The sequence below is a fragment of the Agrobacterium sp. LAD9 genome (assembly GCF_003031125.1).
Lineage (GTDB): Bacteria > Pseudomonadota > Alphaproteobacteria > Rhizobiales > Rhizobiaceae > Agrobacterium > Agrobacterium radiobacter.
In genome coordinates this window covers 78,226-103,048 of sequence record NZ_PHGS01000028.1, presented here as the reverse complement: position 1 = coordinate 103,048, position 24,823 = coordinate 78,226, and the positions used below count along the sequence as shown (strand labels likewise).

Sequence of the window (24,823 nt, the reverse complement as noted above, 5' to 3'; positions counted from 1 at the left end):
TCACTACATAGTTTCGTGGTGCGCAACGGAAATGGGGGAAAAGGGGCGGAATCTTCAGACGTTTCACCACAGGCCGGATGTCTCCCCTCCATGCGTCATTGCAAATAGCGCGCCAGGAACCGCAATTTTGCCGGCGGAGCATTTGCCTTATCCTTACATACGGCTGTCAAAGCGCAGGGTCGTGCATTAGAAACGGCATATAAGACGCTGACACCACCCAATCGCCGCAGGCCTGTTTGCATGACCCGAACGCCCGTCCCTTTAAAGACTGAATTGCCCGAACTTCCCGTCAGTGCCGTTCTGGGCGATATCGCCGAGGCCCTGGCCGGGGCGAAGCGCGCAGTTCTTTCAGCCCCTCCGGGCGCGGGTAAAACGACGCTGGTGCCGCTTCATCTTTTGCAGCAGGACTGGCGGGGTGACGGCAAGATCATTCTTCTCGAACCGCGCCGGCTTGCCGCCCGGGCCGCGGCCGGGCGCATGGCCGAGCTGCTTCACGAGGAAGTCGGGCAAACTGTCGGCTACCGCATGCGGCTCGACAATCGCATCTCCTCGAAAACCCGGATAGAGGTGGTGACCGAAGGCGTGTTTGCCCGGATGGTTCTGGACGATCCCGAACTTGCCGGCGTTTCGACTGTGATTTTCGACGAGTTTCATGAACGTTCGCTCGACGGCGATTTCGGACTGGCGCTTGCACTGGACGTGCAGAGTGGGTTGCGAGACGATCTGCGAATCCTCGTCATGTCCGCCACTCTCGATGTCGAACGCATCAGCGCGCTCATGGCAGATGCCCCGGTCATTCAGAGCCTTGGGCGGACGTTTCCGATCGACGTCCGCTATGAGGATCGTTGGCAGGGCGTACCGGTTGAAGAAAAAGTCACCAAGGCGATTACCGAAGCCCATGGGTCGGAAACCGGCTCCATCCTCGCTTTTCTGCCGGGACAGGCGGAAATTACCCGAACGGCCGCGCGGCTGGAGGGGCGTTTTCCCGGTGATACGGATATCATCCCCCTTTACGGAAACCTTTCGCAGAAGGAGCAGGATGCAGCGATAAAGCCGGCGCCGGCCGGACGGCGCAAGATCGTGCTGGCCACCTCGATTGCCGAAACATCCATTACGATCGATGGCGTGCGTGTGGTGATCGACAGCGGATTACAGCGACTGCCCGTCTTCGAGCCGGCAACGGGAATCACGAGGCTCGAAACGGTGCGGGTGTCGCGCGCTTCCGCCGACCAGCGGGCGGGGCGCGCCGGGCGAACGGAACCCGGTGTTGCGATCCGCCTGTGGCATCAGGGACAAACGGCGGCGCTCAACGCCTTTACGCCACCGCAAATTCTGGCGAGCGATCTCGCCGGCCTTGCGCTCGATCTCGCCCATTGGGGGGTTCAGGACCCGTCTTCTCTTGCTTTTCTGGATATGCCCCCCGAAGCCGCACTTAAAGAATCGGTGGCGCTTCTCAAAAATCTGGGCGCGCTCGACAAAGGCGGCGCACTGACGCAGCGCGGTCGTCTGATGCGCGGCCTTTCGCTGCCGCCGCGGCTGGCAGCCATGGTGATTGCGGCGGCAAGCGAGGGTGCGGGGAAAAAGGCGGCGATGCTCGCCGTCATGTTGACGGAACAGGGGCTCGGCGGAAACGACATCGATCTCGATGAACGGCTGCGACGCTTTCTTTCCGACAGGAGCGAAAGGGCGCTGGCGGCGCGCAAGCTGGCATCGAGGCTGTTCGATGCGATCGGCGATAAAACCGCGACAGCCGAATTGCCGAGTGAGGCCGGTCCGCTGCTACTGCACGCCTATCCGGACAGGATCGCGCTCCAGCGTGGCGCGCGCGGACGTTATGTGATGGCCAATGGACGGGGCGGGGAGCTTGCCGAGACCGAGCGTCTGGCGGCGAGCAAAATGCTTGTCGTGGCCGATATTACCGGACGGGCGGCGCAACCGCGCATCCTTGCAGCGGCGGGCATAGAAAGGATCGATATAGAAGAGCGGATGCCGCACCTCATCGTTCAGCAGGACCAGCTGCTTTTCGACAAGGCGAGCGGCCAGACGCGTGCGCGAAGGGTGACGCGGCTTGGTGCCATCATCCTCGACGAAACACCCCTGCCCCGCCCCGAGGGTGAACAGGCGGCCCAGGCGCTTGCCAATGGTATCAGGGAATTCGGCATCGACATTCTTCCTTTTTCGAAAGAGACGCTGCAGCTACGCGACAGGATCGGCTTTCTGAACGCCAGCATCGGCGACCCCTGGCCTGATGTCAGCGACGAGGCCTTGCTTTCGAGGCTGGACGAATGGTTCGTCCCTTTTCAGAACGGCGCCCGCAGCCTGCAGGACATCCGGCCCGGCAGCCTTTCCGACGGGATTCTGTCTCTGGTGCCGCATGAGGTGGGGCGCGACCTCGGCAGGCTGGCACCCACGCATTTCGAAGCGCCGACGGGCCAGCGGCACCCCATCCGTTACGATGCCAGCGAACCGACGCTTTCCATTCGTGTGCAGGAGCTTTTCGGGCTGAGAGCCCACCCGTCTATTGCGCAGGGGCGGTTGCCGCTGCTCCTGGAATTGACCTCGCCGGCACACAGGCCGATACAGACGACACGCGATCTTCCCGGTTTCTGGGCGGGATCCTGGAAGGACGTGCGGGCGGATATGCGCGGGCGTTATCCACGCCATCCATGGCCTGAGGACCCGGCATCGGCCCTGCCGACCAGCCGTGCAAAACCGCGCGGAACGTGATGACGATGAATAGGGTAAAGGAGACGAAAGTGGCTGGCCATTCGATCGAAACCACGAGGCTTGGCCGCGCCAGCCGCAGGATAAGGCTGCAGACCATTGTCTGGCTGCGCTGGCTGGCGGTCGCCGGACAGACGGCGACAATCCTGCTTGTCGCCTTCGGGCTCAATTTTCCCCTGCCGCTTCTGGCCTGCGGCCTCTTGATCGCGGCACTGGCGCTCGCCAACCTGTTTCTCACTGCGCGTTTTCCCTCCACCTATCGTCTGGAGCCCTGGGAAGCGACGTTGCTGCTGGCCTTCGACCTGCTGCAATTGACGGCGCTTATCTACATCACGGGTGGTCTCTCCAATCCGTTCGCGCCGCTGATCTGCGTGCAGGTCATTATCGCGTTTGCCTCCCAGCCGCTTCGGCACTCGCTTATTCTTCTCGCCTTTGCCGTCATTTGCTCGACAGCGATCGCTTTTTCTCCCTTTCCGGTTCCGTGGTATCCCGGCGAGGTTTTGCCGATCCAGCTTCTGCTGCATGTCGGTACCTGGGTCGCGATCATCGCCACGACCTCGTTTGCGGCATTTTACGCCTATCGCGTTTCGCATGAGGCAAACCAGCTGGCGGATGCGCTGGCTGCAACAGAACTGGTGCTGGAGCGGGAAAAACATCTTTCACAGCTGGATGGGTTGGCAGCAGCAGCAGCACATGAGCTGGGCACGCCGCTCGCAACAATCAGCGTCGTCGCGAAGGAGATGGAGCGGGAACTTGGGCATGACGAAAAATTTGGTGAAGATATAGCGCTGCTGCGCAGCCAGAGCGAAAGATGCCGTGACATTCTGCGCCGGCTCACATCGCTTTCCACCGACAATGAAGAACATATGCGCCGCCTGCCGCTCTCTTCGCTGATCGAGGAGGTGATGGCCCCGCACCGGGAATTCGGCATCCGCCTCGAACTCGTTGAAAAGAGCAATCGCGCCGACGAACCGGTCGGTATCCGCAATGCCGGCATCATCTACGGTCTCGGCAACCTCATTGAAAACGGCGTGGATTATGCGCGGGAAAAGGTCACCGTAACGGTGGATTACGATCAGCAGAACGTCGCCGTCATCATTGAAGACGACGGGCCGGGTTATGCCCATGACGTGCTTGCCCGTATCGGCGAGCCCTATGTGACCGAACGTCACAACGACACAAGGGCGGGTGGGCTCGGGCTCGGGCTTTTCATCGCCAAGACTCTGCTGGAGCGCTCCGGCGCCAGTGTCACCTTTGAAAATCGCGGCACAAGCGAAAAGGGAGCAAGGGTCACAATCGTCTGGCCTCGAGCGCTTATGGACGATAAAAGAAACCGTTGACTTTACCATCCACGTTGAAGCGGCGATAAGAAGAAGAAAACAAAGCCGACGAAGTTGCCGGAAGGCCGCAAACATGAAGACAGAAGACCAGAACAACTCCACCGGCGCGCCAACGGACGACGGCGATCCGATCGGGCCCGACAGATCGCTGCTGATCGTCGATGATGACGGCCCGTTTTTGCGCCGGCTTGCCCGGGCAATGGAAACACGCGGCTTTGCCGTCGATACGGCCGAGACGGTGAGTGACGGTATAGCCCGTTCCAGGGCTGCGCCGCCGAAGTATGCGGTGGTCGATCTGAGGCTTGCGGATGGCAATGGTCTGGAAGTCATCGAGGCGATCAGGCAGAACCGGGACGATACGCAGATCGTCGTTCTGACCGGCTATGGCAATATTGCAACCGCCGTTACCGCCGTAAAACTCGGAGCGCTGGACTATCTGGCCAAACCCGCCGATGCGGACGATGTCTTCAATGCGCTGACGCAGCGCAAGGGTGAAAAGACCGAAGTTCCCGAAAACCCCATGTCGGCAGACCGGGTTCGGTGGGAGCATATTCAGCGCGTTTATGAAATGTGCGAGCGCAACGTTTCGGAAACGGCACGCCGGCTCAATATGCATCGGCGCACCTTGCAGCGCATTCTCGCGAAACGCGCCCCAAAGTAACGATACTTATTCGCCAAAGCTGCGCCCGGTTGTCCATTCTGCCAGCATCAACCGGGTCGCGGCGGTTCTCGAGAAATCCAGCATCACCGATTTGCGGGTCGCCGGCGGCATTTTATGTTCCGGCGCATCGCGCAGCATATGGGCACCATATCCATCCGAGAGGATCAGCCCGCATTCCTCCGGGAATATGTCGGTCGGAACCTCCGGGTGGGTGGCGAAGAACAGCCGATCGCAATGCAGGCGATATTCCGGCCATTTGCGATCGACACGGAAATCCTCGATGGAGGATTTGATTTCGATGATCCAGATTTCACCCTTGACCGACAGACTGATGAGATCGGCCCGTCGCCCGCTTGCAAGCGGCAGCTCCGGCAGCACCGAATGGCGCATTTCGTGCAGAAGCACCTGAACGCCGCGACGCACCAGCATCGCCTTGTCCGACTGGCGGCCGTCGATTAACGGATTATTGTTGGTAACGGAAAGAATAGTCATGGATAAAGGCTGCTGAAGCGTTTGGCCTATTGTTGCAAAAAGGCAATCAACCGGCAATTTTAAAGGCACAACCGTCTCGCGGCGGCGCAACGGCTTGCCAAGAGCGGCTGAATGGAAAATAACCGATTTATCCAATTAAGCCTACTCCTTCGCACAATTTGGCGAATTTTCCGCGAGAACGACATGCGCATCCGCACCCCATTGACCTTACTCGGTCTGACGGCAGCACTGGCTCTGGCCGGCTGCGCCGAAACTACCTCCCAATCCTCCGCTCCGACCTCCGGCAAGATCGCAGCGTCTGTTCCGGTTGCTGACCCCGTTCCGGCGAAGGTCGAAACGGTCCAGATCTTCAACGATGTTTACGGTGCCGTGACCGATGCGGGCTATGCGCTGCCGGCCATTCCGATCAACCGTGTCAACGAGAAGTATCGCCGTCAGATTGTCGAATTCCAGACATCCGAACGCGCCGGCACCATCATCGTCAACACGCGCGAGCGTTACCTCTATTACATCCTCTCCGGCAACCGTGCGGTTCGTTACGGCATCGGCGTCGGCAAGGCGGGTTTCGCCTGGGCCGGTGAAGCCTATGTCGCCTGGAAGCAGGAATGGCCGATGTGGCATCCGCCGAAGGAAATGGCGGACCGTAAGCCGGAAGTGGCCAAATATGTCGAGGCCGGCATGGGACCGGGCCTTTCCAACCCGCTCGGCGCGCGCGCCATGTATCTCTTCAACGAAAAGGGACAGGACACGCTGTTCCGCATCCATGGTTCGCCCGAATGGGCCTCGATCGGCACCGCCGCCTCTTCCGGCTGCATCCGCATGATCAACCAGGACGTCATCGACCTTTACAGCCGCGTCCGCCCCGGCCGCAGCACGAAAGTCGTCGTGATCCAGTAAAGATCAGATACCGGACAAGAAAAAGCCGCCGTGGATTTCCCCCGGCGGCTTTTTTGTTTCTCAGGACTGCTGACGGTGTCAGGCCGCCTGTTTGGCCTTCAGTTCCAGACGACGACGGTGCAGAACCGGTTCGGTGTAACCATTCGGCTGTTCGCGGCCCTTCAGCACCAGTTCGACAGCCGCCTGAAATGCCACCGATCCGTCGAAATCGGATGCCATCGGCAGATAGGCCGGATCGTCGGCATTCTGCGTATCGACCACGGCGGCCATGCGCTTCATGGTCTCGACGATCTGTTCCTCTGTCACCACGCCATGGCGCAGCCAGTTCGCCATATGCTGCGCGGAGATGCGCAGCGTGGCGCGGTCCTCCATCAGCCCGATATTGTTGATATCAGGCACCTTGGAGCAGCCGACGCCCTGATCGACCCAGCGCACGACATAGCCGAGAATACCCTGCGCATTATTATCGAGTTCACGCTGGATTTTTTCCGGCGTCCAGTTGGGACGCGGCGCGACCGGCACGGACAGGATATCGGAAAGCTTCGCGCGGCCGCGGCTTTTCAGTCCTTCCTGAACGGCGGCGACATCGACCTTGTGATAATGCGTGGCATGCAGCGTCGCTGCGGTCGGCGACGGCACCCAGGCCGTGTTGGCGCCGGCCTTCGGATGCGCGATCTTCTGCTCCAGCATCGCCGCCATCAGATCCGGCATGGCCCACATGCCCTTGCCGATCTGCGCATGGCCGGAAAGGCCGCATTCCAGCCCGATATCAACGTTCCAGTTCTCGTAAGCGGCGATCCACGCCGCCTGCTTCATGTCGCCCTTGCGGATCATCGGACCCGCTTCCATCGAGGTGTGGATTTCGTCGCCGGTGCGGTCGAGGAAGCCCGTATTGATGAAAACGACGCGATCCTTCGCGGCGCGAATGCTTTCCTTGAGGTTGATCGTGGTACGACGCTCTTCATCCATGATGCCCATTTTCATGGTGTTCGGCGCCATGCCGACAAGCTTTTCGACCCGGCTGAAGATTTCGTTGGCGAAGGCCACTTCCTCCGGCCCGTGCATCTTCGGCTTGACCACATACATCGAGCAGGCGCGGGAATTCTGACGACGCCCGGACGGACCGACATCATAAAGAGCGATCAGCGCCGTGACGACGGCATCCATGATGCCCTCCGGCACCTCGCGGCCGTCCCTGTCGAGGATTGCCGGATTGGTCATGAGATGACCGACATTGCGCACCAGCATCAGGGAACGGCCCGGCAGCGTCAGCGCCGCACCATTGGGAGCCGTGTAGTAGCGATCCGGATTAAGGCTGCGGGTGAAGGTCTTGCCGCCCTTGGAAACCTCTTCCGTCAGGTCGCCACGCATCAGGCCAAGCCAGTTGCCATAAACCAGCACCTTGTCCTCGGCATCGACGGCGGCAACCGAATCCTCGCAATCCATAATGGTCGTCAGCGCCGATTCAAGAATGACATCGGAGATGCCCGCCTTGTCGCTCTTGCCGATTTCGGTCGTGGGATCGATGACAATCTCGGTGTGCAGACCGTTCTTGCCAAGAAGGATCGTTGCAGGCCTTGCCGCTTCGCCGCTGAAACCCTTGAACTGGGCTGCATCCTTGAGGCCAGTCTTGGCGTCGCCGATGGCAAGCTGCAACAGGCCATCCTCGATCTCGAAACCGGTCACATCGGACCAGCTTCCCGTTTCCAGCGGCGCGGATTCATCGAGGAAGTTTCGAGCCCAGGCGATGACCTTCTCGCCGCGCCCGGGGTTATAGCCCCTGCCCTTTTCCGCACCGTCTGCATCGGAAATGGCATCCGTTCCGTAAAGCGCGTCGTAAAGCGAACCCCAGCGGGCATTCGCGGCATTCAGTGCATAACGTGCATTCATAACCGGAACGACGAGCTGCGGACCGGCAACGGCAGCAATTTCAGGGTCGACGTTGCTGGTTTCCACCTTGAAGCCGGGGCCTTCCGGCAGCAGATAGCCGATTTCCTTCAGAAATCCCTCATAGGCAGCAAAATCTACCGGAGCGCCATTCTGCCGATACCAGCCATCCAGTTTTTCCTGCAGGGCGTCGCGCTTTGCCAGCAATTCACGGTTCTTCGGAGAAAGCTCGTGAACAATGGTCGAAAAACCTTCGAAGAACGCCTCACTGTCCAGACCTGTGCCCGGCAGGACGTCGTCAGTCAGAAAGGCATAAAGCCTGTCATCGATGGAAAGACCGAATTTATTCGTGCGGCTCACATGCGCCTCCTCTATTCTGGAGATACAGATTGGACGCGGAGACGGGCGCTCGTCAATTGCGGCAGGCAGCCAAATATTATTTCCGTTTTGGAAACAATGGAGCCGATAGTCGTCTTTTTCTACAAAAGCGCCTGCAGATCCTTGAGGCGGTCGTTCACCAGCCAGCCGTAGTAGTTTTCTTCCGGTAACAGCGGCTGTTCCCCGCCTGAGACGCGCTGGCGGTTCTTCTGGGCAAGGGCGGCAGCACGCTGCTGCGACCCGCCGACATTATAAAGTGTGGAGGTCACACCCGGATTTTTCGAAATATCCATGTCGGCAATCGACCGGTAATCATCGATAGACTTGCGGATGGAGGCGGCCATGAAGGCGAGTGACCGGTCCGGGTCCATGATCGCCGTATAGACCGCTGTGGCATCGTTTTCATCCAGCTTCTCGTAACCGGAGGTTCTCGACACCATGTCGGACAACATCAGCGCCGTCAGCGGGTTGATCTGGCCGAGGCCAAAGGTCTGGCCGGCATAAAAGGGCTGGAAGAATACGGCGCTGAAACGGTTGTTCGGATAGGCCACGCCATCGACGGTCTTGCCACGGAAACTGTCGTCCCAGACATCTTCACGGCAATTCCAGAGGCTGTAGGAATCCTTTTTCGACTGGCATTTGGCAAATTGCGAATGCGTCAGAAACTGCGCGATGGTTTCGTCCTTGTAGCCGAAACGGAAGCTGCCGCCGGCATAGGAGGCGGCCTTGACGTAATAGGACTGCAGCCGGTCATAAGCGTCGACATTATAGGTATGTTCGCCGACGATCGCGCCGATCATATGGATCGGATCGATGCCGTAGCGCCCGGCCGTCGACTTGATCTTGGCGATCAGGGCCTTGTCGGAGGACAAAAGCTCGATGACCTTCTGGTATTTGCGCTCGAAAGACGTGTTGGACGCCTTGGTTCTTTTTGCGGAAGCGCCGGGAACACCCGGCTGTTCGGCATTGCGATTGCCCGGCGGAACGACCGTCGCGGCTTCGACGTAAGAAGACGCGGTGACGGTGACCGCCAAAGCAGCGGCAAATGCCAGAAGAGTTTTGCGCACGAGCGAATGCCTTTTCTCAAGCCTGCGGTTTCCGCCAGCGAAATACGCTGGGAAAACCGGATCATTCCACTAAAGCGGTTCCAACCGGAATGCAGCCCTTCCCATAAACAAAATGCGGGCTGAATGCGAGACAAGGCGGATAAAATAAAAGAGTGCGGCAAATATGGCCGCACTCTTCTTTCTCGGATCCCCGAAGTCTTCAGAGAATATAGCGCGACAAATCCGTGTCGGCGGCAAGATCGCCGACATGTTTTTTGACATATTCCTGGTCGATCTTGATAGCAGAACCGCCGCGATCCGGCGCGTTGAAGGAAATCTCGTCCAGAACACGCTCCATCACCGTCTGCAGACGGCGCGCACCGATGTTCTCGACCGACGAATTGAGATGAACGGCCACATCGGCCAGAGCGTCAATCGCATCATCGGTGAAATCGAGATCCAGTTCCTCCGTCGCCATCAGCGCCTTGTACTGGCGGATGAGGCTTGCTTCCGTTTCCGTCAGGATACGGCGGAAATCCTCCTTCGTCAGCGGCTTCAGCTCGACGCGGATCGGCAGGCGGCCCTGAAGTTCGGGCAGGAGGTCCGAAGGCTTCGCCACATGGAACGCACCCGATGCGATGAACAGGACATGGTCGGTTTTGACAGGGCCGTACTTCGTCGAAACCGTGGTGCCTTCGACCAGCGGCAGCAGGTCGCGCTGGACGCCTTCACGCGAGACACCGGCGCCCATGCCACCGTCGCGGGCGGCGATCTTGTCGATCTCATCAAGGAAGACGATGCCGTCATTTTCGACCGACTTCACCGCCTCACGCTGGATCATTTCATTGTCGAGCAGCTTGTCGGATTCATCGCGGATGAGATCGGCATAGGATTTGGACACTGTCGTGCGCACCTTCTTGGTGCGTCCGCCCATGGCCTTGCCGAACATTTCCGACAGGTTGAGAACGCCGATATTGGCGCCCGGCATGCCGGGAATTTCGAAACCGGGCATGCCCGAGCCGCTATCCGCCACCTCGATGTCGATTTCCTTGTCGTCCAGCTCGCCGTCACGCAGCTTCTTGCGGAAGCTTTCACGCGTGCCAGGCGATGCGGTTGCACCAACCAGCGCGTCAAGCACCCGTTCTTCGGCGCTCTGATGCGCCTTGGCCTGCACTTCGGCGCGCTTCTTTTCACGCACGAGGCCAATGCCGATCTCGACCAGATCGCGAATGATCTGTTCGACATCGCGTCCGACATAGCCGACTTCGGTGAACTTCGTGGCTTCGACCTTGATGAAGGGGGCACCTGCAAGCTTGGCGAGGCGGCGCGAAATTTCGGTCTTGCCGACACCAGTCGGTCCGATCATCAGAATATTCTTGGGCATGACTTCATCGCGCAGGCTCTCATCGAGCTGCTGGCGGCGCCAGCGATTGCGCAGCGCGATTGCGACCGCACGTTTGGCCTCATGCTGGCCGATGATGAAGCGGTCGAGTTCCGAGACGATTTCCCGGGGAGAAAAAGTTGTCATTCTATCCTCTCGGCTTTCCTGCTACGGCCGGCCATCCAGGCCCGGCCCACAGGACCCATTGGTGAGAAATTGAGCTTACTCAGCGTCGAGGGTTTCGACGACGAGGTTGTGGTTGGTATAAACGCAGATATCGGCCGCAATATCGAGCGACTGGCGCGCCACCTCTTCGGCCGACTTGTCCGTGTCCATCATGGCGCGGGCCGCCGCAAAGGCGTAGTTGCCGCCGGAACCGATGGCGATCGCGCCGTGTTCCGGTTCCAGCACATCGCCATTACCGGTGATGGCAAGCGTGGTGGTTTTATCGGCCACCAGCATCATTGCTTCGAGGTTGCGCAGATATTTATCCGTGCGCCAGTCCTTCGCAAGCTCGACGGCTGCGCGCATGAGCTGCCCCGGATATTGCTCGAGTTTCTTCTCAAGACGGTCGAGTAGCGTGAAGGCATCCGCCGTCGCGCCGGCAAAACCGGCAATCACTTCACCTTTGCCGATGCGGCGAACCTTGCGGGCATTGCCCTTCATAACCGTCTGGCCAAGGCTCACCTGGCCATCGCCAGCCATGACGACCTTGCCGCCCTTTCTGACTGTAATAATTGTTGTCATCAAACACCTGTCTGCCCTGCCGGGCCTGGGGTTAACGGGCCGGATACGGCCCTTCTCGGGTTCTATGTAAGTTTGCTTTTCGCGATTGCAATCTTCGCGGCGACGCACCGTTTTCCGCATGTCATGCAAGACGATGGAACAACTGGATATTTGTGTCCCGTGCTGATAAGGAACGGCAACATTTTCACGGAGCGGCCAAAAATGGCAGAACGTAAAGGCGAGATTATCCGCAACACCAACGAAACCGCGGTTTCGGTGCGCGTGGATATCGACGGCACCGGCAAGTCGACAATTTCCACCGGCGTGGGATTTTTCGACCATATGCTGGACCAGCTCAGCCGCCATTCGCTGATCGACATGGAGATCGAGGTCAAGGGCGACCTGCACATCGATGACCACCACACCGTGGAAGATACCGGTATTGCCATCGGCCAGGCGATTGCCAAGGCGCTGGGCGACCGGCGCGGCATTACCCGTTATGCCTCGCTCGATCTTGCCATGGACGAGACGATGACCAAAGCCGCCGTCGATATTTCCGGCCGGCCCTTCCTCGTCTGGAACGTCAATTTTTCCGCACCGAAGATCGGCACCTTCGATACCGAGCTGGTGCGCGAGTTCTTTCAGGCGCTCGCCCAGAATGCCGGCATCACGCTGCATATCCTGAACCATTACGGCGCCAACAACCATCATATCGCCGAAACATGCTTTAAGGCCGTTGCCCGCGTTCTTCGCACGGCAACCGAGATCGACCCCCGGCAGGCAGGCCGCGTTCCCTCGACAAAGGGCATGCTGGCCTGACGCCAAAGCTGTCAGGAAGCCCATGACAAGCTATCTCGTTCTGGAAGCCCCCAACGGGCCGGACAGGGACCACAAGACGACCCGCTTCATTGCCGACCGTTTCGTCTGGCTGGCCCTGATTGCGCCCTGGCTTTGGCTCGCCATCAATCGCCTGTGGCTGGCAACGGCGGTGGTTATCATCGCGCTCCTTCTGGCCGGACGGGTATCGATATTAGCCGGATTCGAACCGGTTGGACTTCTCTGCGGTTTCGCCATCGGGCTCATCACGGCGCTGGAGGGACGCGATTTTCTCGTCCGGCACCTGATCCGCAAAGGCTGGAAGCTGGCGTCAGTCGTTTCCGCCCCTGATCTTTCGAGCGCCGAAGACATATATTTCTCCGGTCTCTCCGAAACCGCCGAAACGGCGGAACAGCTGTCCCAGCCGGTCTGGTCTCCTTCGCCGCAAAATAGAGGCGACAAAAACTTCGTCAACGATCCCGCAGGATCGTTTCTTTTCGACTTGAATGGAAGGCGCTGACATGCGTGTCGCGATCATCGACTACGGTTCGGGCAATCTGCGTTCGGCCACCAAAGCTTTCGAGCGTGCCGCCCGCGAAGCCGGCATCAATGCAACCATCGACCTGACCGACAAGCCGGATCACGTCGCCTCGGCAGACCGCATCGTCCTGCCGGGCGTTGGTGCCTATGCGGATTGCCGCGCGGGTCTCGAAGCCGTTCCCGGCATGCATGAGGCGCTCATCGAAGCCGTCGAGAAAAAAGCGCACCCCTTCCTCGGCATCTGCGTCGGCATGCAGCTGATGTCCTCGCGCGGGCTCGAAAAGACTGTCAGTACCGGGCTCGGCTGGATTGAGGGTGACGTCGTGGAAATGACGCCGTCCGACCCCAGCCTCAAAATCCCGCAGATCGGCTGGAACACGCTGGAAATCCGCCACGCTCACCCGCTTTTCGACGGCATCAAGACCGGAGCGGATGGGTTGCACGCCTATTTCGTGCATTCCTATCATCTGTCGGCAAAGCACTCGACGGATGTCATCGCCACCACCAACTACGGTGGCGCGATGACGGCTTTCGTCGGTCGCGACAATATGGCGGGCGCGCAGTTCCATCCGGAAAAAAGCCAGACGCTCGGCCTTGCCCTGATTTCCAATTTCCTGCGCTGGAAGCCCTGACATGATTCTTTTTCCCGCAATCGATCTCAAAGACGGCCAGTGCGTTCGCCTGAAACTCGGCGATATGGACCAGGCCACCGTCTACAACGAGGACCCCGGCGCACAGGCGAAGGCCTTCGAGGATCAAGGCTTCGAATGGCTGCATGTGGTTGATCTCAACGGTGCCTTTGCCGGCCAGACCGTCAATGGCGAGGCGGTCGACGCGATTCTGAAAGCGACGAAAAACCCGGTGCAGCTCGGCGGTGGCATCCGCACGCTCGATCATATTGAAGCGTGGCTGAGCCGTGGGCTTGCGCGCGTCATTCTCGGCACCGTGGCAGTGCGCGATCCGGTTCTCGTTCTGGAAGCCTGCAAGCGTTTCCCCGGCCAGGTCGCCGTCGGCATCGATGCCAAGGGTGGCAAGGTTGCCGTGGAAGGCTGGGCGGAAGCGTCCGAACTCGGCGTCATCGAACTGGCCAAACGCTTTGAAGGCGCAGGTGTGGCCGCCATCATCTATACCGATATCGATCGTGACGGCATTCTGGCCGGCATCAACTGGGCCTCGACGCTGGAACTGGCGGATGCCGTCTCCATCCCGGTCATCGCCTCCGGCGGCCTTGCCTCCATCGAAGACATCAAACGCATGTTGCAGCCGGATGCCGCAAAGCTCGAGGGTGCGATTTCAGGCCGCGCGCTTTATGATGGGCGCATCGACCCTGCCGAGGCGCTTGCCCTCATCAAGGCCGCGAAGGAGGTACGCGCATGACCCTCAAAGCCCGTGTTATTCCCTGCCTTGATGTCAAAGACGGCCGCGTCGTCAAGGGCGTGAACTTCGTCGACCTGATCGATGCCGGTGACCCCGTCGAAGCGGCGAAAGCCTATGACGCGGCAGGAGCGGACGAGCTCTGCTTTCTCGACATCACCGCCTCCTCGGACAATCGCGATACGATCTTCGATGTCGTCTCGCGCACCGCCGATCATTGCTTCATGCCGCTGACCGTCGGCGGCGGGGTCCGCGCCGTTGCTGACATCCGCAAGCTGCTCCTTTGCGGCGCGGACAAGGTTTCCATCAATTCTGCGGCGGTGAAGGATCCTGACTTCGTGGCGCAGGCGGCCGACAAGTTCGGCAACCAGTGCATCGTCGTTTCCATCGACGCCAAGCGCGTTTCGAAGGATGGGGAAGCCGGCCGCTGGGAAATCTTCACCCATGGCGGACGCCAGCCGACCGGGATCGACGCCGTGGAATTCGCCATCAAAATGGTCGAACGCGGCGCGGGTGAATTGCTCGTCACCTCGATGGACCGCGACGGCACCAAAAGCGGATATGATATCGGCCTGACGCGCAGCATTGCCGATCAGGTTCGCGTGCCCGTCATCGCCTCGGGCGGCGTAGGAACACTGGATGATCTGGTGGCTGGCGTTCGCGATGGCCATGCAACTGCGGTACTTGCTGCCTCCATCTTCCATTTCGGCACCTATTCGATCGGTGAAGCCAAGAGCTACATGGCCGAGCATGGCATCGCCATGCGTCTCGACTGATTGCAGGAACTTCTCATGAGCGCATTTTCCCTTTCCGATCTGGAACGCATCGTCGCGACCCGTGCCGCTGCCTCTCCTGACGAATCCTGGACGGCCAAGCTGGTTGCTGCCGGCCAGGAACGCGCGGCGAAAAAACTCGGCGAAGAGGCGGTGGAAGCCGTCATCGCAGCCATCGCGAAAGATCGCGACGGGCTGAAGAACGAAGCCGCCGATCTGCTTTACCATCTGCTGGTGGTGCTGAAGATTGCCGACATTCCGTTGGACGAGGTTTTTGCCGAGCTGGAGCGCCGGACCGGTCAAACCGGCCTTGCGGAAAAGGCGGCGAGGCCGACATCATGAATGTCGAGGCAGGCAGCGGGGAGAGAGGCATGCCGAGCACACTCGATCATTTCCGGCCGGATGAGTATTCGCCCTACCACTTCTACAGTTCGGAAGAATGGGCGAAGTTTCGCGCTGACACGCCACTGACGCTTTCCGCCGATGAGGTCAAACGCTTGCGCTCGCTGGACGACCCGATCGATCTGGACGAAGTGCGGCGCATTTACCTGTCGCTGTCGCGCCTTTTATCCTCGCATGTCGAGGCGTCACAGCTGCTTTTCGAGCAGCGCAACCGCTTTCTCAATATGGCTGACGTCAACAAGACGCCCTTTGTCATCGGCATTGCCGGCTCTGTGGCGGTTGGCAAATCGACGACGGCGCGTATCTTGAAGGAGCTTCTGGCGCGCTGGCCCTCCAGCCCGAAGGTCGATCTCATCACGACAGACGGATTTCTTTATCCGAATGAGGTTCTGCGGCGCGAAAACCTGATGGAGCGCAAGGGCTTTCCCGAAAGCTACGATATCGGCGCGCTCCTGCGCTTCCTGTCGGCGATCAAGGCGGGCCAGCCCAATGTGAAAGCACCGCGCTATTCGCACCTGACCTATGACGTTCTGCCGAACGAGTTCACTGTCATCGACCAGCCGGATATTCTGATCTTCGAAGGCATCAATGTGCTGCAATCGCGCGACCTGCCGGCGGGCGGGCGGATTGTGCCGATCGTTTCCGATTTTTTCGATTTCTCGATCTATATCGACGCGGACGAGGATCTCATTCACAACTGGTATGTGAACCGGTTCATGAATCTTAGAAAAACTGCCTTCCGCGATCCCAATTCGTTCTTCAACCGCTATGCCTCGATCAGTGAAGAAGCGGCGCTCAGCATTGCCGAAGGCCTCTGGCAGAACATCAACCTGAAGAACCTGCGCCAGAACATCGTGCCGACACGCCCGCGCGCCGATCTTATCTTGCGCAAAGGCAAGAACCACCTGATCGATACGGTGGCGCTTCGCAAATTGTGAAAGATGCCGCACAAGGCGGCATCTCCATTGCGACGGTTAAAAACCGTTATTACGCAAGGTCGGGAATACGCAGAACCTGGCCGGGATAAATCTTGTCGGGATGGGTCAGCATCGGCTTGTTCGCTTCGAAGATGATGTTGTTCTTCGCGCCATTAGCCTTGCCGTATTGCGCTTCAGCGATCTTCCAGAGATTGTCGCCCTTCTTGACCGTATAGAGCACCGGCTCCTTCGCGGGCGCTTCGGCCACTTTCAACTCACCCGCCTCGACCTTGGAAATGCCGAGCGTATTGCCGACCGCGATGACCGCCTTTTCGAAAACCGACTGATCGGCCACTTCGCCCTTCAGAACGACCTTGTCGTCCACCACCTCGACCTGCACCTTGTCCGTGCCGAGATCGTGGGAAGCGAGTTCCTTCTTGACCGCTTCGACATCGGGCGCATCATCGCCGCCGATACCGAGCTTCTTTCCCGCTTCCTTGATGAAATTGAACAGACCCATAGCACCCTCCTTGGTTGTAGGAAGGCTTACCAGACGATATTTGAAGCTCTATGACAAGCGCGAAACATTTGGCCCCTATTCGCCCGAGGGCTTGCCGCGCATTTTCTTGATATCGGAGCGGCCAGACTTCGCCTTCAGGCGGCGCTCGACCGAGCCCTTGGTCGGCTTGGTGGCCTTGCGCACCGGCGGCGGCGGGGCGGCGGCTTCGAGGATCAGCTCCTTCAGCCGTTCGCGCGCATCTTCGCGATTGCGCTCCTGGCTGCGAAACCGGCTCGCCTCGATCATCAGCACGCCTTCTTTCGACACACGCCTGCCACCGAGGCGCAGGGCATTCACCTTCACCCGCTCCGACAGGGAGGGCGAATTGGCAATGTCGAAAAACAGCTGAACCGCCGTCGAGACCTTGTTGACGTTCTGGCCGCCCGGCCCGCCGGCCAGCACAAATTGCTCCGTCAGCTCCCAGCCGGCGATGGTGATACGGTTGCTGATGTAAAGCGGGTCGCTGGCCATGATCTTTCTCCGCGCCGGTGATGCCACAGATCGCAAAAAATGAAAACAGCGGAGAAAACGAAAGAACCCGGCACAAGGCCGGGTCCCCTCCTCCTCACGAATGAGGCTCTATTTATTCAGCCGCAAGCAGCAGGCCCGGTGCAGCATCGCGAACCTTGCTATCGACGTGATCTTCGAACTTGGTGAAGTTCGTGACGAACATGGAGACCAGCTTCTTCGCCTGCGCGTCATAGGCTGCGCCATCGGCCCAGGTCGAACGCGGATCGAGGATCGCGCTATCGACGCCATCAAGCGACAGCGGCACCGCGAAACCGAAATTCGCGTCCGTGCGGAATTCCGCATTCTTCAGGTCGCCGGTCAGCGCTGCCGTCAGAAGCGCGCGGGTCGCCTTGATGGGCATGCGCTTGCCGATGCCGTAGGCACCGCCGGTCCAGCCGGTATTGACCAGCCAGCAATCCACGCCGTGCTTGCCGATGAGCTCGCGCAGCAGGTTGCCATATTCCGCCGGGTGGCGTGGCATGAAGGGTGCGCCGAAGCAGGTTGAGAACGTCGCTTCCGGCTCCGTCACGCCCTTTTCCGTGCCTGCAACCTTCGCAGTGTAACCGGAGAGGAAGTGGTACATGGCCTGTTCCGGCGTCAGACGGGCGATCGGCGGCAACACGCCGAAGGCATCCGCCGTCAGCATGATGATCGTCTTCGGATGGTCGGCAATGCCCGTTTCCGATGCATTCGGAATGAAGTGCAGCGGATAGGCGCTGCGGGTGTTTTCCGTCAGCGAGTTGTCGTTGAAGTCGGGAACGCGGTTTTCGTCCAACACCACGTTTTCGAGAACCGTGCCGAAACGGCGGGTCGCGGCGTAGATTTCCGGTTCGGCTTCAGCCGAAAGCTTGATCGCCTTGGCATAGCAGCCACCTTCGAAGTTGAAGATGCCGTGCTCGCCCCAGCCATGCTCGTCATCGCCGATCAGCGTGCGCGACGGATCGGCCGACAGCGTGGTCTTGCCGGTGCCGGACAGGCCGAAGAACACGGCGGAATCACCTTCTGGACCGACATTGGCCGAGCAATGCATGGGCATGACGCCCTTGGCCGGCAGGAGATAATTGAGGACTGTGAAGACCGACTTCTTGTTTTCACCGGCATAGGAGGTGCCGCCGATGAGGACAAGACCATTGGTGAGATCGCAGGCGATGACGGTTTCCGAACGAACGCCGTGACGGTCCGGATCGGCCTTGAAGCTCGGCAGGTTGATGATGGTGAGCTTCTGTTTGAAGCCCGCCAGTTCTTCCTGCTTCGGTCGGATAAGAAGGTTGCGAATGAACAGCGAATGCCAGGCAAGCTCGGTGACGACGCGGGTCGGCAGAGCGTTTTCCTCATCGGCGCCGCCGATCAGGTCCTGAACATAGAGGGTCTTTCCGGCGGCATGGGCCAGCATGTCCTGGCGCAGCAACTCGAAATTTTCCGGCGACAGCGGCTTGTTGTTGTCCCACCAGATGGTGTTCTCGGTGGAGGCATCGCGGACGACGAATTTGTCCTTCGGCGAACGGCCCGTATGCTGGCCGGTGACGGCGCGAAGCGCACCATCGATGGTCAGTTCGGCCTCGCCGTTGCGGATCGCTTCTTCGTATAATTCGCTCTCATTGAGGTTATAAAAGACGCGGGAGGCCTCGCCCAGTCCGAGTTCCGCAACTCCATTGGCAGGATTATGAACCCCAAGCTCGTTCATGACGCGTTCCTTGTTAATGACGATAAGGCCGTTGAAATTTCCACGGAAAATACGTGGCGGCTTTTGGAAACGCAAGAGCCAGACTTTAAAAAACTTAGTGATTTCAATATATTAATCGATTTAAAAGATTTTATTTCTTTTTAAATCGGTTGAAGACGCATTAAAATCCAACTGCGGCCTTTCCGCAAAATCCCCTCGCTCCAGCCCGGCGATTTGGCAGCGAGTTTTCCTTTGCCACAATTTGTTCCACCTTTATACTCAAGAGAGTGGCTCGCGGCGCGCAACCTTGGCTGGGTGAATGTCGGGAGTTACGAGAAAATGACGATGGAGACCAACTACATGCAGACGATCGCGCTTGTCGACGACGACCGGAATATTCTGACTTCCGTATCGATCGCGCTCGAAGCCGAAGGCTACCGGGTCGAAACGTATACGGACGGCGCTTCCGCGCTTGACGGGTTGATCGCCCGTCCGCCGCAGCTCGCCATTTTCGATATAAAGATGCCACGCATGGACGGCATGGAGCTTTTGCGGCGTCTTCGCCAGAAGTCGGATCTGCCGGTTATCTTCCTCACCTCCAAGGATGAAGAGATCGACGAATTGTTCGGCCTGAAGATGGGCGCCGACGACTTCATCACCAAGCCCTTTTCGCAACGCCTTCTGGTGGAACGCGTGAAAGCCATCCTGCGCCGCGCCAGCAGCCGCGAGGCTTCCGCCGCAACCGGCAGCGTGCTGAAGCCGACCGCCGATCAGCAGGCGCGCACGCTCGAGCGCGGGCAGCTCGCCATGGACCAGGAACGCCACACCTGCACCTGGAAGGGTGAGCCGGTGACGCTGACGGTCACCGAATTCCTCATCCTGCATTCGCTGGCGCAGCGGCCCGGCGTGGTGAAAAGCCGCGACGCGCTGATGGATGCGGCCTATGACGAACAGGTCTATGTGGATGACCGCACCATCGACAGCCACATCAAGCGTCTTCGCAAGAAGTTCAAACTCGTCGATGGCGACTTCGATATGATTGAAACGCTTTATGGCGTAGGATATCGCTTCCGCGAAGCGGCTTGAAGAAGCCGACTCGAGCAGAAGGGACCGCCCGATCTGGGGTGGTGAGGACTTTAATACGTGTTGAAGAAAACGCCGGAAACCGTCTCGGATAGTGACGATGCCGAAGAACGCGGCAGCGAACGCCGCCATCGTATCCATCCGCTGACGATCATCCGGCGCATTTTCGGCAATGCGGTGTTTTCCAGCCTCACGCGCCGCATTCTTTTCTTCAACGTTGCGGCGACGGTGGTTCTGGTCGGCGGCATTCTCTATCTCAACCAGTTCCGCGAAGGGCTGATCGACGCACGGGTGGAAAGCCTGTTGACGCAGGGCGAAATCATTGCCGGTGCGGTCTCGGCTTCCGCCTCCGTCGATACCAATTCGATCACCATCAATCCGGAAAAGCTGCTCGAATTGCAGGCGGGGCAGAGCATTACCCCCGCCCCCAATGACGAGGACCTGAGTTTCCCGATCAATCCGGAGCGGGTGGCGCCGGTGCTGCGGCGGCTGATCTCGCCGACGCGTACCCGCGCACGGCTGTTCGATGCCGACGCCAACCTGCTGCTCGATTCCCGCCATCTTTATTCGCGCGGTCAGGTTCTGCGCTTCGATCTGCCGCCAGTGACGCCGGAGACGCAGACCTGGGGCGACTGGTTCACCAGCATGTTCAACCGCATGCTGCAGCCCAGCAGCCTGCCGCAATATAAGGAAGCGCCGGGTGGCGACGGCTCGATCTATCCGGAAGTGATGAATGCGCTGACGGGTGTTCGCGGCGCTGTCGTGCGCGTCACCGAAAAGGGCGAACTGATCGTTTCTGTGGCTGTGCCGGTACAGCGCTTCCGGGCCGTGCTCGGCGTTCTGCTTCTGTCGACGCAGGCGGGCGATATCGACAAGATCGTGCATGCGGAGCGCCTTGCGATCATGCGCGTCTTCGGCATCGCCACCCTGGTCAATATCGTGCTGTCACTGCTCCTGTCCTCCACCATCGCCACGCCGCTGCGGCGCCTTTCGGCCGCCGCGATCCGAGTGCGCCGCGGCGCAAGGACGCGTGAGGAAATACCGGATTTCTCGGCGCGCCAGGATGAGATCGGCAATCTTTCGATTGCGCTGCGTGAAATGACGACGGCGCTCTACGACCGTATCGATGCCATCGAAAGTTTCGCCGCCGATGTCAGCCATGAACTCAAAAACCCGCTGACCTCGCTGCGCAGCGCCGTGGAAACCCTGCCGCGCGCCAAGACCGAAGAGTCCAAGCAGCGCCTGACCGAGATCATCTTCCACGATGTCCGCCGTCTCGACCGCCTGATCAGCGATATTTCGGATGCGTCACGGCTTGATGCCGAGTTGGCGCGTGCCGACGCCTCGCCGCTTGATCTCGATGTGCTGATGAAGGGTCTGGTGGACATATCCCGCCAGATAAGCAGCAAAAAGAAAAGCGTGACGATCGACTATTCTGTTGACCGGAAAGCGGGCGCAAAGACCTCGTTCGTGGTGAACGGCCACGATCTCCGCATTGGCCAGATCGTCACCAACCTCATCGAGAATGCACGCTCCTTCGTTGCCGAGGAAAGTGGCCGCATCACCGTGCGCCTTTCCCGTCACAAGGATCGCTGCATCGTGCAGGTAGAGGACAACGGCCCCGGCATTCAGGCGGAAGATATCGACCGGATCTTCGAGCGCTTTTACACCGACCGGCCGGCGAGCGAAGGGTTCGGCCAGAATTCGGGCCTTGGCCTTTCCATCAGCCGCCAGATCGCCGAAGCCCATGGCGGTAGCCTCAGGGCGGAAAATGTCGTTGACAAATATGGCGTGATTTCCGGCGCGCGCTTCACCCTGTCGCTGCCGGCAGCTGAAACCCATGAACGCTGAACGCTTCAACCTTCACGCCACTGCCATCGTCGTTCAAAACACCGGTATCCTCTTTGCCGGACCATCGGGCAGCGGCAAAAGCGAGCTTGCCTTCAGCTTCCTGACGGAGGCTGAACGCTGCGGATTGCCGGCCGCACTGATCGCGGACGATCAGATTTTCGTGTATCGCGACGGCGAAACCATCATCGCCGAGCGGCCGGAAACAATCGCCGGTCTACTGGAATTGCGCGGCAGCGGCATTGTTTCGTTGAAAAGCATTGCGCGCGCGCCACTACATTTCGCCGTCACGACAGTTCTTTCACCTGAAAATCCAAGACTTCCAGAAGATGACGAGGTGTTGTTGCTACCCTGCGGCGGGCATCTTCCGCTCTTACGTATTCCGCTTTCCAGTCTTACGCCCTATGGAAAATTTGCTGCACTTGCTCAGAATCTTTTTAAAACGAATGTGAAGTGACCGTGATTCAGGCGATTTTAGGCTTGCGATTCGCATTTTCCTCATCAAGATGAAATCCCACCGATGGACAGGATTGCCGCGTTGCGATAGTCGGCAATGAGAGTGCGTGTGTAAGGGAGCATTTCATGATCGGACTAGTGCTTGTCACCCATGGCAAGCTGGCTGAGGAGTTTCGCCATGCGTTGGAGCATGTCGTCGGTCCCCAGAAATTGATCGAGACGGTCTGTATCGGTCCCGAAGACGACATGGATCAGCGCCGGCAGGACATCATCGACGCCGTTGCGCGTGCCAATGATGGCAATGGCGTCATCATCCTGACGGACATGTTCGGCGGCACGCCCTCCAATCTCGCGATTTCCGTCATGAACAACGGCAATGTCGAAGTCATCGCCGGGGTCAATCTTCCCATGCTGATCAAGCTTGCCGGCGTTCGCAGCGAAGACAATATGGACAAGGCCCTTCAGGATGCATCCGATGCCGGCCGCAAATATATCAACGTCGCCAGCCGCGTTTTGAGCGGCAAATAAGAAGTCAGCCCATGTCGCCATTCACCCGGGAACTACCGATCATCAATAAACGCGGTCTCCACGCCCGGGCATCCGCCAAATTCGTGCAGATGGTCGAAGGTTTCGACGCGACGATCACGGTTTCCAAAGACGGCATGACCGTTGGCGGCACCTCCATCATGGGTCTTATGATGCTGGCCGCAAGCCCCGGATGCAGCGTCTATGTCGAGGCGAGCGGCAATCAGGCAGCAGAGGCGCTGGCCGCACTGGAAGCGCTGGTCGCCGACCGCTTCGGCGAAGAGGCCTGAGACAGCGCCATATAAAGACATAAAGACTTCTTTATATCATTATTGCCAGATCGTTCGGGGCCTGCTAAACCGCTGCTACGTTTAAGAGCCGGGCCGTCAGGTGCGGCGTTTCTGATCTGGAGAACCTTATGAGCCTTGAGAAGGACTACATCGTCGCCGACATCAACCTTGCCGCATTCGGCCGCAAGGAGCTGGACATCGCCGAAACTGAAATGCCGGGCCTGATGTCCTGCCGCGCGGAATTCGGCGAAAGCAAGCCACTGAAGGGTGCACGCATCACCGGTTCTCTTCACATGACGATCCAGACCGGCGTTCTCATCGAAACGCTCAAGGAACTGGGCGCGGATGTTCGCTGGGCCTCCTGCAACATCTTCTCGACGCAGGATCATGCGGCAGCGGCCATTGCGGCAGCCGGCATTCCGGTCTTTGCCGTCAAGGGTGAAAGCCTGACGGAATATTGGGAATATACCGACAGGATCTTCCAGTGGGCCGATGGCGGCCTCTCCAACATGATCCTTGACGATGGCGGCGACGCCACCATGTATATCCTGCTCGGCGCACGCGCTGAAGCCGGCGAGGACGTTCTGTCCAATCCCGGTTCGGAAGAAGAGGAAATCCTCTTCGCGCAGATCAACAAGCGCCTCAAGGCTTCCCCCGGCTGGTTCACCAAACAGCGCGACGCGCTGAAGGGCGTGACGGAAGAAACGACGACCGGCGTTCACCGTCTTTACGATCTCAGCAAGAAGGGCCTGCTGCCCTTCCCGGCCATCAACGTCAACGACAGCGTCACCAAGTCAAAGTTCGACAACAAGTATGGCTGCAAGGAATCGCTCGTCGACGGCATTCGCCGCGCAACCGACGTGATGATGGCCGGCAAGGTTGCCGTGGTCTGCGGTTACGGCGATGTGGGCAAGGGTTCTGCCGCTTCGCTGCAGGGCGCCGGCGCCCGCGTGAAGGTCACCGAAATCGACCCGATCTGCGCGCTTCAGGCTGCCATGGACGGTTTCGAAGTCGTTCGCCTGGAAGACGTCATCTCGTCTGCAGATATCTTCATCACCACGACAGGCAACAAGGACGTGATCCGCATCGAGCATATGCGCGAGATGAAGGACATGGCCATCGTCGGCAATATCGGCCATTTCGACAATGAAATTCAGGTCGCATCGCTGCGTAACCTGAAGTGGACGAACATCAAGCCGCAGGTCGACATGATCGAGTTCCCGAAGGGTAACCGCATCATCCTGCTCTCGGAAGGCCGCCTGCTGAACCTCGGCAACGCCACCGGTCACCCGTCCTTCGTGATGTCGGCGTCCTTCACCAACCAGGTGCTGGGCCAGATCGAGCTCTTCACCAAGCAGGGCGAATACAAGAACGAGGTTTACGTGCTGCCGAAGCACCTCGACGAGAAGGTCGCACGCCTTCATCTCGAGAAGCTTGGCGTGCGCTTGACCGAACTTTCCGACCTTCAGGCTGATTATATCGGCATCTCGAAGGAAGGTCCGTTCAAAGCTGAACACTACAGATATTAATATCAT

Annotated in this window: 25 protein-coding genes; 17 read left to right on the top strand and 8 right to left on the bottom strand. The window is 59.2% G+C overall.

The annotated features are described in order from the left end of the window. Positions 1-240 precede the first annotated feature (240 nt). From hrpB to DA915_RS25790, 3 genes are all read left to right on the top strand, one after another. On the top strand, positions 241-2,727 hold the full coding sequence (hrpB, locus tag DA915_RS25800; protein ID WP_107677710.1) for an ATP-dependent helicase HrpB: 2,487 nt from the start codon (positions 241-243) through the stop codon (positions 2,725-2,727). 29 nt (positions 2,728-2,756) lie between these two features. Beyond that, a complete protein-coding gene (actS, locus tag DA915_RS25795; protein WP_077998710.1) occupies positions 2,757-4,064 on the top strand; it encodes a two-component system sensor histidine kinase ActS in 1,308 nt (435 codons plus the stop codon). 73 nt (positions 4,065-4,137) lie between these two features. After that, positions 4,138-4,725 carry an ActR/PrrA/RegA family redox response regulator transcription factor gene (locus tag DA915_RS25790; RefSeq protein ID WP_003505397.1) on the top strand — a complete coding sequence of 196 codons (588 nt, stop codon included), beginning with the start codon at positions 4,138-4,140 and terminating at the stop codon, positions 4,723-4,725. A 6-nt stretch (positions 4,726-4,731) separates the two neighbouring features. Here DA915_RS25790 and DA915_RS25785 read toward each other — a convergent pair whose 3' ends face one another. Beyond that, positions 4,732-5,217 carry an MmcB family DNA repair protein gene (locus DA915_RS25785; protein ID WP_107677716.1) on the bottom strand — a complete coding sequence of 162 codons (486 nt, stop codon included), beginning with the start codon at positions 5,215-5,217 and terminating at the stop codon, positions 4,732-4,734. Between the two features lie 183 nt (positions 5,218-5,400). Here DA915_RS25785 and DA915_RS25780 point away from each other — a divergent pair, with 183 nt between their 5' ends. Further along, entirely contained in the window at positions 5,401-6,114 is a 714-nt protein-coding gene (locus tag DA915_RS25780) for a L,D-transpeptidase (protein ID WP_003505393.1), read from the top strand. Between the two features lie 78 nt (positions 6,115-6,192). Here DA915_RS25780 and DA915_RS25775 read toward each other — a convergent pair whose 3' ends face one another. The 4 genes from DA915_RS25775 to hslV form a co-directional block, all read right to left on the bottom strand. Continuing rightward, the gene (locus DA915_RS25775; protein ID WP_192886664.1) at positions 6,193-8,361 is read right to left on the bottom strand and encodes a malate synthase G; all 2,169 of its coding nucleotides are present in this window, start codon (positions 8,359-8,361) and stop codon (positions 6,193-6,195) included. Between the two features lie 119 nt (positions 8,362-8,480). Beyond that, a complete protein-coding gene (locus DA915_RS25770; protein ID WP_107677708.1) occupies positions 8,481-9,446 on the bottom strand; it encodes a DUF1402 family protein in 966 nt (321 codons plus the stop codon). A gap of 199 nt (positions 9,447-9,645) precedes the next feature. After that, positions 9,646-10,953, bottom strand: a complete 1,308-nt coding sequence (gene hslU, locus DA915_RS25765) for an ATP-dependent protease ATPase subunit HslU (protein WP_003505390.1) — start codon at positions 10,951-10,953, stop codon at positions 9,646-9,648. A 75-nt stretch (positions 10,954-11,028) separates the two neighbouring features. Continuing rightward, on the bottom strand, positions 11,029-11,553 hold the full coding sequence (hslV, locus tag DA915_RS25760) for an ATP-dependent protease subunit HslV (protein WP_003505389.1): 525 nt from the start codon (positions 11,551-11,553) through the stop codon (positions 11,029-11,031). Between the two features lie 201 nt (positions 11,554-11,754). On the opposite strand from hslV, the gene hisB reads away from it, so the two are divergent. The 7 genes from hisB to coaA are packed head-to-tail and all read left to right on the top strand — an operon-like array spanning position 11,755 to position 16,375. Continuing rightward, complete coding sequence (gene hisB, locus DA915_RS25755) at positions 11,755-12,351, top strand: imidazoleglycerol-phosphate dehydratase HisB (RefSeq protein ID WP_003505388.1); 597 nt, start codon at positions 11,755-11,757, stop codon at positions 12,349-12,351. 22 nt (positions 12,352-12,373) lie between these two features. Further along, positions 12,374-12,868: a DUF2628 domain-containing protein gene (locus DA915_RS25750; protein WP_107677707.1), complete on the top strand. Its 495-nt coding sequence runs from the start codon at positions 12,374-12,376 to the stop codon at positions 12,866-12,868. Position 12,869: 1 nt separating this feature from the next. Continuing rightward, entirely contained in the window at positions 12,870-13,520 is a 651-nt protein-coding gene (gene hisH, locus DA915_RS25745) for an imidazole glycerol phosphate synthase subunit HisH (protein ID WP_003505386.1), read from the top strand. 1 nt (position 13,521) lies between these two features. Next, positions 13,522-14,265 (top strand): 1-(5-phosphoribosyl)-5-[(5-phosphoribosylamino)methylideneamino]imidazole-4-carboxamide isomerase, encoded by a 744-nt coding sequence (gene hisA, locus DA915_RS25740; RefSeq protein ID WP_003505385.1) that lies wholly within the window; start codon positions 13,522-13,524, stop codon positions 14,263-14,265. Further along, positions 14,262-15,038, top strand: a complete 777-nt coding sequence (gene hisF / locus DA915_RS25735) for an imidazole glycerol phosphate synthase subunit HisF (protein ID WP_003505384.1) — start codon at positions 14,262-14,264, stop codon at positions 15,036-15,038. Before hisA ends, hisF begins: the two co-directional genes overlap by 4 nt. 15 nt (positions 15,039-15,053) lie before the next feature. Continuing rightward, the gene (locus DA915_RS25730) at positions 15,054-15,377 is read left to right on the top strand and encodes a phosphoribosyl-ATP diphosphatase (RefSeq protein WP_003505383.1); all 324 of its coding nucleotides are present in this window, start codon (positions 15,054-15,056) and stop codon (positions 15,375-15,377) included. Then, positions 15,374-16,375 carry a type I pantothenate kinase gene (coaA, locus tag DA915_RS25725; RefSeq protein WP_020010676.1) on the top strand — a complete coding sequence of 334 codons (1,002 nt, stop codon included), beginning with the start codon at positions 15,374-15,376 and terminating at the stop codon, positions 16,373-16,375. Before DA915_RS25730 ends, coaA begins: the two co-directional genes overlap by 4 nt. 49 nt (positions 16,376-16,424) lie before the next feature. Here the strand turns inward: coaA and lysM are convergent, their stop codons facing one another. The 3 genes from lysM to DA915_RS25710 form a co-directional block, all read right to left on the bottom strand. Beyond that, entirely contained in the window at positions 16,425-16,874 is a 450-nt protein-coding gene (gene lysM / locus DA915_RS25720) for a peptidoglycan-binding protein LysM (protein WP_020808743.1), read from the bottom strand. A gap of 75 nt (positions 16,875-16,949) precedes the next feature. Next, positions 16,950-17,384 carry an alternative ribosome rescue aminoacyl-tRNA hydrolase ArfB gene (arfB, locus tag DA915_RS25715; protein WP_020808742.1) on the bottom strand — a complete coding sequence of 145 codons (435 nt, stop codon included), beginning with the start codon at positions 17,382-17,384 and terminating at the stop codon, positions 16,950-16,952. A 112-nt stretch (positions 17,385-17,496) separates the two neighbouring features. Continuing rightward, on the bottom strand, positions 17,497-19,107 hold the full coding sequence (locus DA915_RS25710) for a phosphoenolpyruvate carboxykinase (RefSeq protein ID WP_107677715.1): 1,611 nt from the start codon (positions 19,105-19,107) through the stop codon (positions 17,497-17,499). A gap of 339 nt (positions 19,108-19,446) precedes the next feature. On the opposite strand from DA915_RS25710, the gene chvI reads away from it, so the two are divergent. The 6 genes from chvI (at position 19,447) to ahcY (ending at position 24,817) form a co-directional block, all read left to right on the top strand. Then, positions 19,447-20,172, top strand: coding sequence for a two-component system response regulator ChvI (gene chvI, locus DA915_RS25705; RefSeq protein WP_003505377.1), 726 nt, complete (start codon positions 19,447-19,449; stop codon positions 20,170-20,172). A gap of 57 nt (positions 20,173-20,229) precedes the next feature. Continuing rightward, entirely contained in the window at positions 20,230-22,020 is a 1,791-nt protein-coding gene (chvG, locus tag DA915_RS25700) for a two-component system sensor histidine kinase ChvG (protein ID WP_035212848.1), read from the top strand. Further along, entirely contained in the window at positions 22,010-22,474 is a 465-nt protein-coding gene (locus tag DA915_RS25695) for an HPr kinase/phosphorylase (RefSeq protein ID WP_003505375.1), read from the top strand. Before chvG ends, DA915_RS25695 begins: the two co-directional genes overlap by 11 nt. Positions 22,475-22,599: 125 nt before the next feature. Further along, positions 22,600-23,001 (top strand): PTS sugar transporter subunit IIA, encoded by a 402-nt coding sequence (locus DA915_RS25690; RefSeq protein ID WP_003505374.1) that lies wholly within the window; start codon positions 22,600-22,602, stop codon positions 22,999-23,001. Between the two features lie 11 nt (positions 23,002-23,012). After that, positions 23,013-23,288 carry an HPr family phosphocarrier protein gene (locus tag DA915_RS25685; RefSeq protein WP_107677706.1) on the top strand — a complete coding sequence of 92 codons (276 nt, stop codon included), beginning with the start codon at positions 23,013-23,015 and terminating at the stop codon, positions 23,286-23,288. A gap of 128 nt (positions 23,289-23,416) precedes the next feature. Continuing rightward, positions 23,417-24,817 carry an adenosylhomocysteinase gene (gene ahcY, locus DA915_RS25680; RefSeq protein WP_087745253.1) on the top strand — a complete coding sequence of 467 codons (1,401 nt, stop codon included), beginning with the start codon at positions 23,417-23,419 and terminating at the stop codon, positions 24,815-24,817. Positions 24,818-24,823: the final 6 nt, after the last annotated feature.

Coding starts and splice junctions, on each gene's coding strand:
- DA915_RS25695 (WP_003505375.1), top strand. CDS start 22,010: ATGAACGCTGAACGCTTCAACCTTCACGCCACTGCCATCGTCGTTCAA.
- DA915_RS25790 (WP_003505397.1), top strand. CDS start 4,138: ATGAAGACAGAAGACCAGAACAACTCCACCGGCGCGCCAACGGACGAC.
- hrpB (WP_107677710.1), top strand. CDS start 241: ATGACCCGAACGCCCGTCCCTTTAAAGACTGAATTGCCCGAACTTCCC.
- DA915_RS25710 (WP_107677715.1), bottom strand. CDS start 19,107: ATGAACGAGCTTGGGGTTCATAATCCTGCCAATGGAGTTGCGGAACTC.
- hslV (WP_003505389.1), bottom strand. CDS start 11,553: ATGACAACAATTATTACAGTCAGAAAGGGCGGCAAGGTCGTCATGGCT.
- DA915_RS25685 (WP_107677706.1), top strand. CDS start 23,013: ATGTCGCCATTCACCCGGGAACTACCGATCATCAATAAACGCGGTCTC.
- hisB (WP_003505388.1), top strand. CDS start 11,755: ATGGCAGAACGTAAAGGCGAGATTATCCGCAACACCAACGAAACCGCG.
- chvI (WP_003505377.1), top strand. CDS start 19,447: ATGCAGACGATCGCGCTTGTCGACGACGACCGGAATATTCTGACTTCC.
- DA915_RS25730 (WP_003505383.1), top strand. CDS start 15,054: ATGAGCGCATTTTCCCTTTCCGATCTGGAACGCATCGTCGCGACCCGT.
- lysM (WP_020808743.1), bottom strand. CDS start 16,874: ATGGGTCTGTTCAATTTCATCAAGGAAGCGGGAAAGAAGCTCGGTATC.
- hslU (WP_003505390.1), bottom strand. CDS start 10,953: ATGACAACTTTTTCTCCCCGGGAAATCGTCTCGGAACTCGACCGCTTC.
- DA915_RS25780 (WP_003505393.1), top strand. CDS start 5,401: ATGCGCATCCGCACCCCATTGACCTTACTCGGTCTGACGGCAGCACTG.
- hisH (WP_003505386.1), top strand. CDS start 12,870: ATGCGTGTCGCGATCATCGACTACGGTTCGGGCAATCTGCGTTCGGCC.
- coaA (WP_020010676.1), top strand. CDS start 15,374: ATGAATGTCGAGGCAGGCAGCGGGGAGAGAGGCATGCCGAGCACACTC.
- DA915_RS25690 (WP_003505374.1), top strand. CDS start 22,600: ATGATCGGACTAGTGCTTGTCACCCATGGCAAGCTGGCTGAGGAGTTT.
- DA915_RS25750 (WP_107677707.1), top strand. CDS start 12,374: ATGACAAGCTATCTCGTTCTGGAAGCCCCCAACGGGCCGGACAGGGAC.
- DA915_RS25785 (WP_107677716.1), bottom strand. CDS start 5,217: ATGACTATTCTTTCCGTTACCAACAATAATCCGTTAATCGACGGCCGC.
- hisA (WP_003505385.1), top strand. CDS start 13,522: ATGATTCTTTTTCCCGCAATCGATCTCAAAGACGGCCAGTGCGTTCGC.
- arfB (WP_020808742.1), bottom strand. CDS start 17,384: ATGGCCAGCGACCCGCTTTACATCAGCAACCGTATCACCATCGCCGGC.
- hisF (WP_003505384.1), top strand. CDS start 14,262: ATGACCCTCAAAGCCCGTGTTATTCCCTGCCTTGATGTCAAAGACGGC.
- ahcY (WP_087745253.1), top strand. CDS start 23,417: ATGAGCCTTGAGAAGGACTACATCGTCGCCGACATCAACCTTGCCGCA.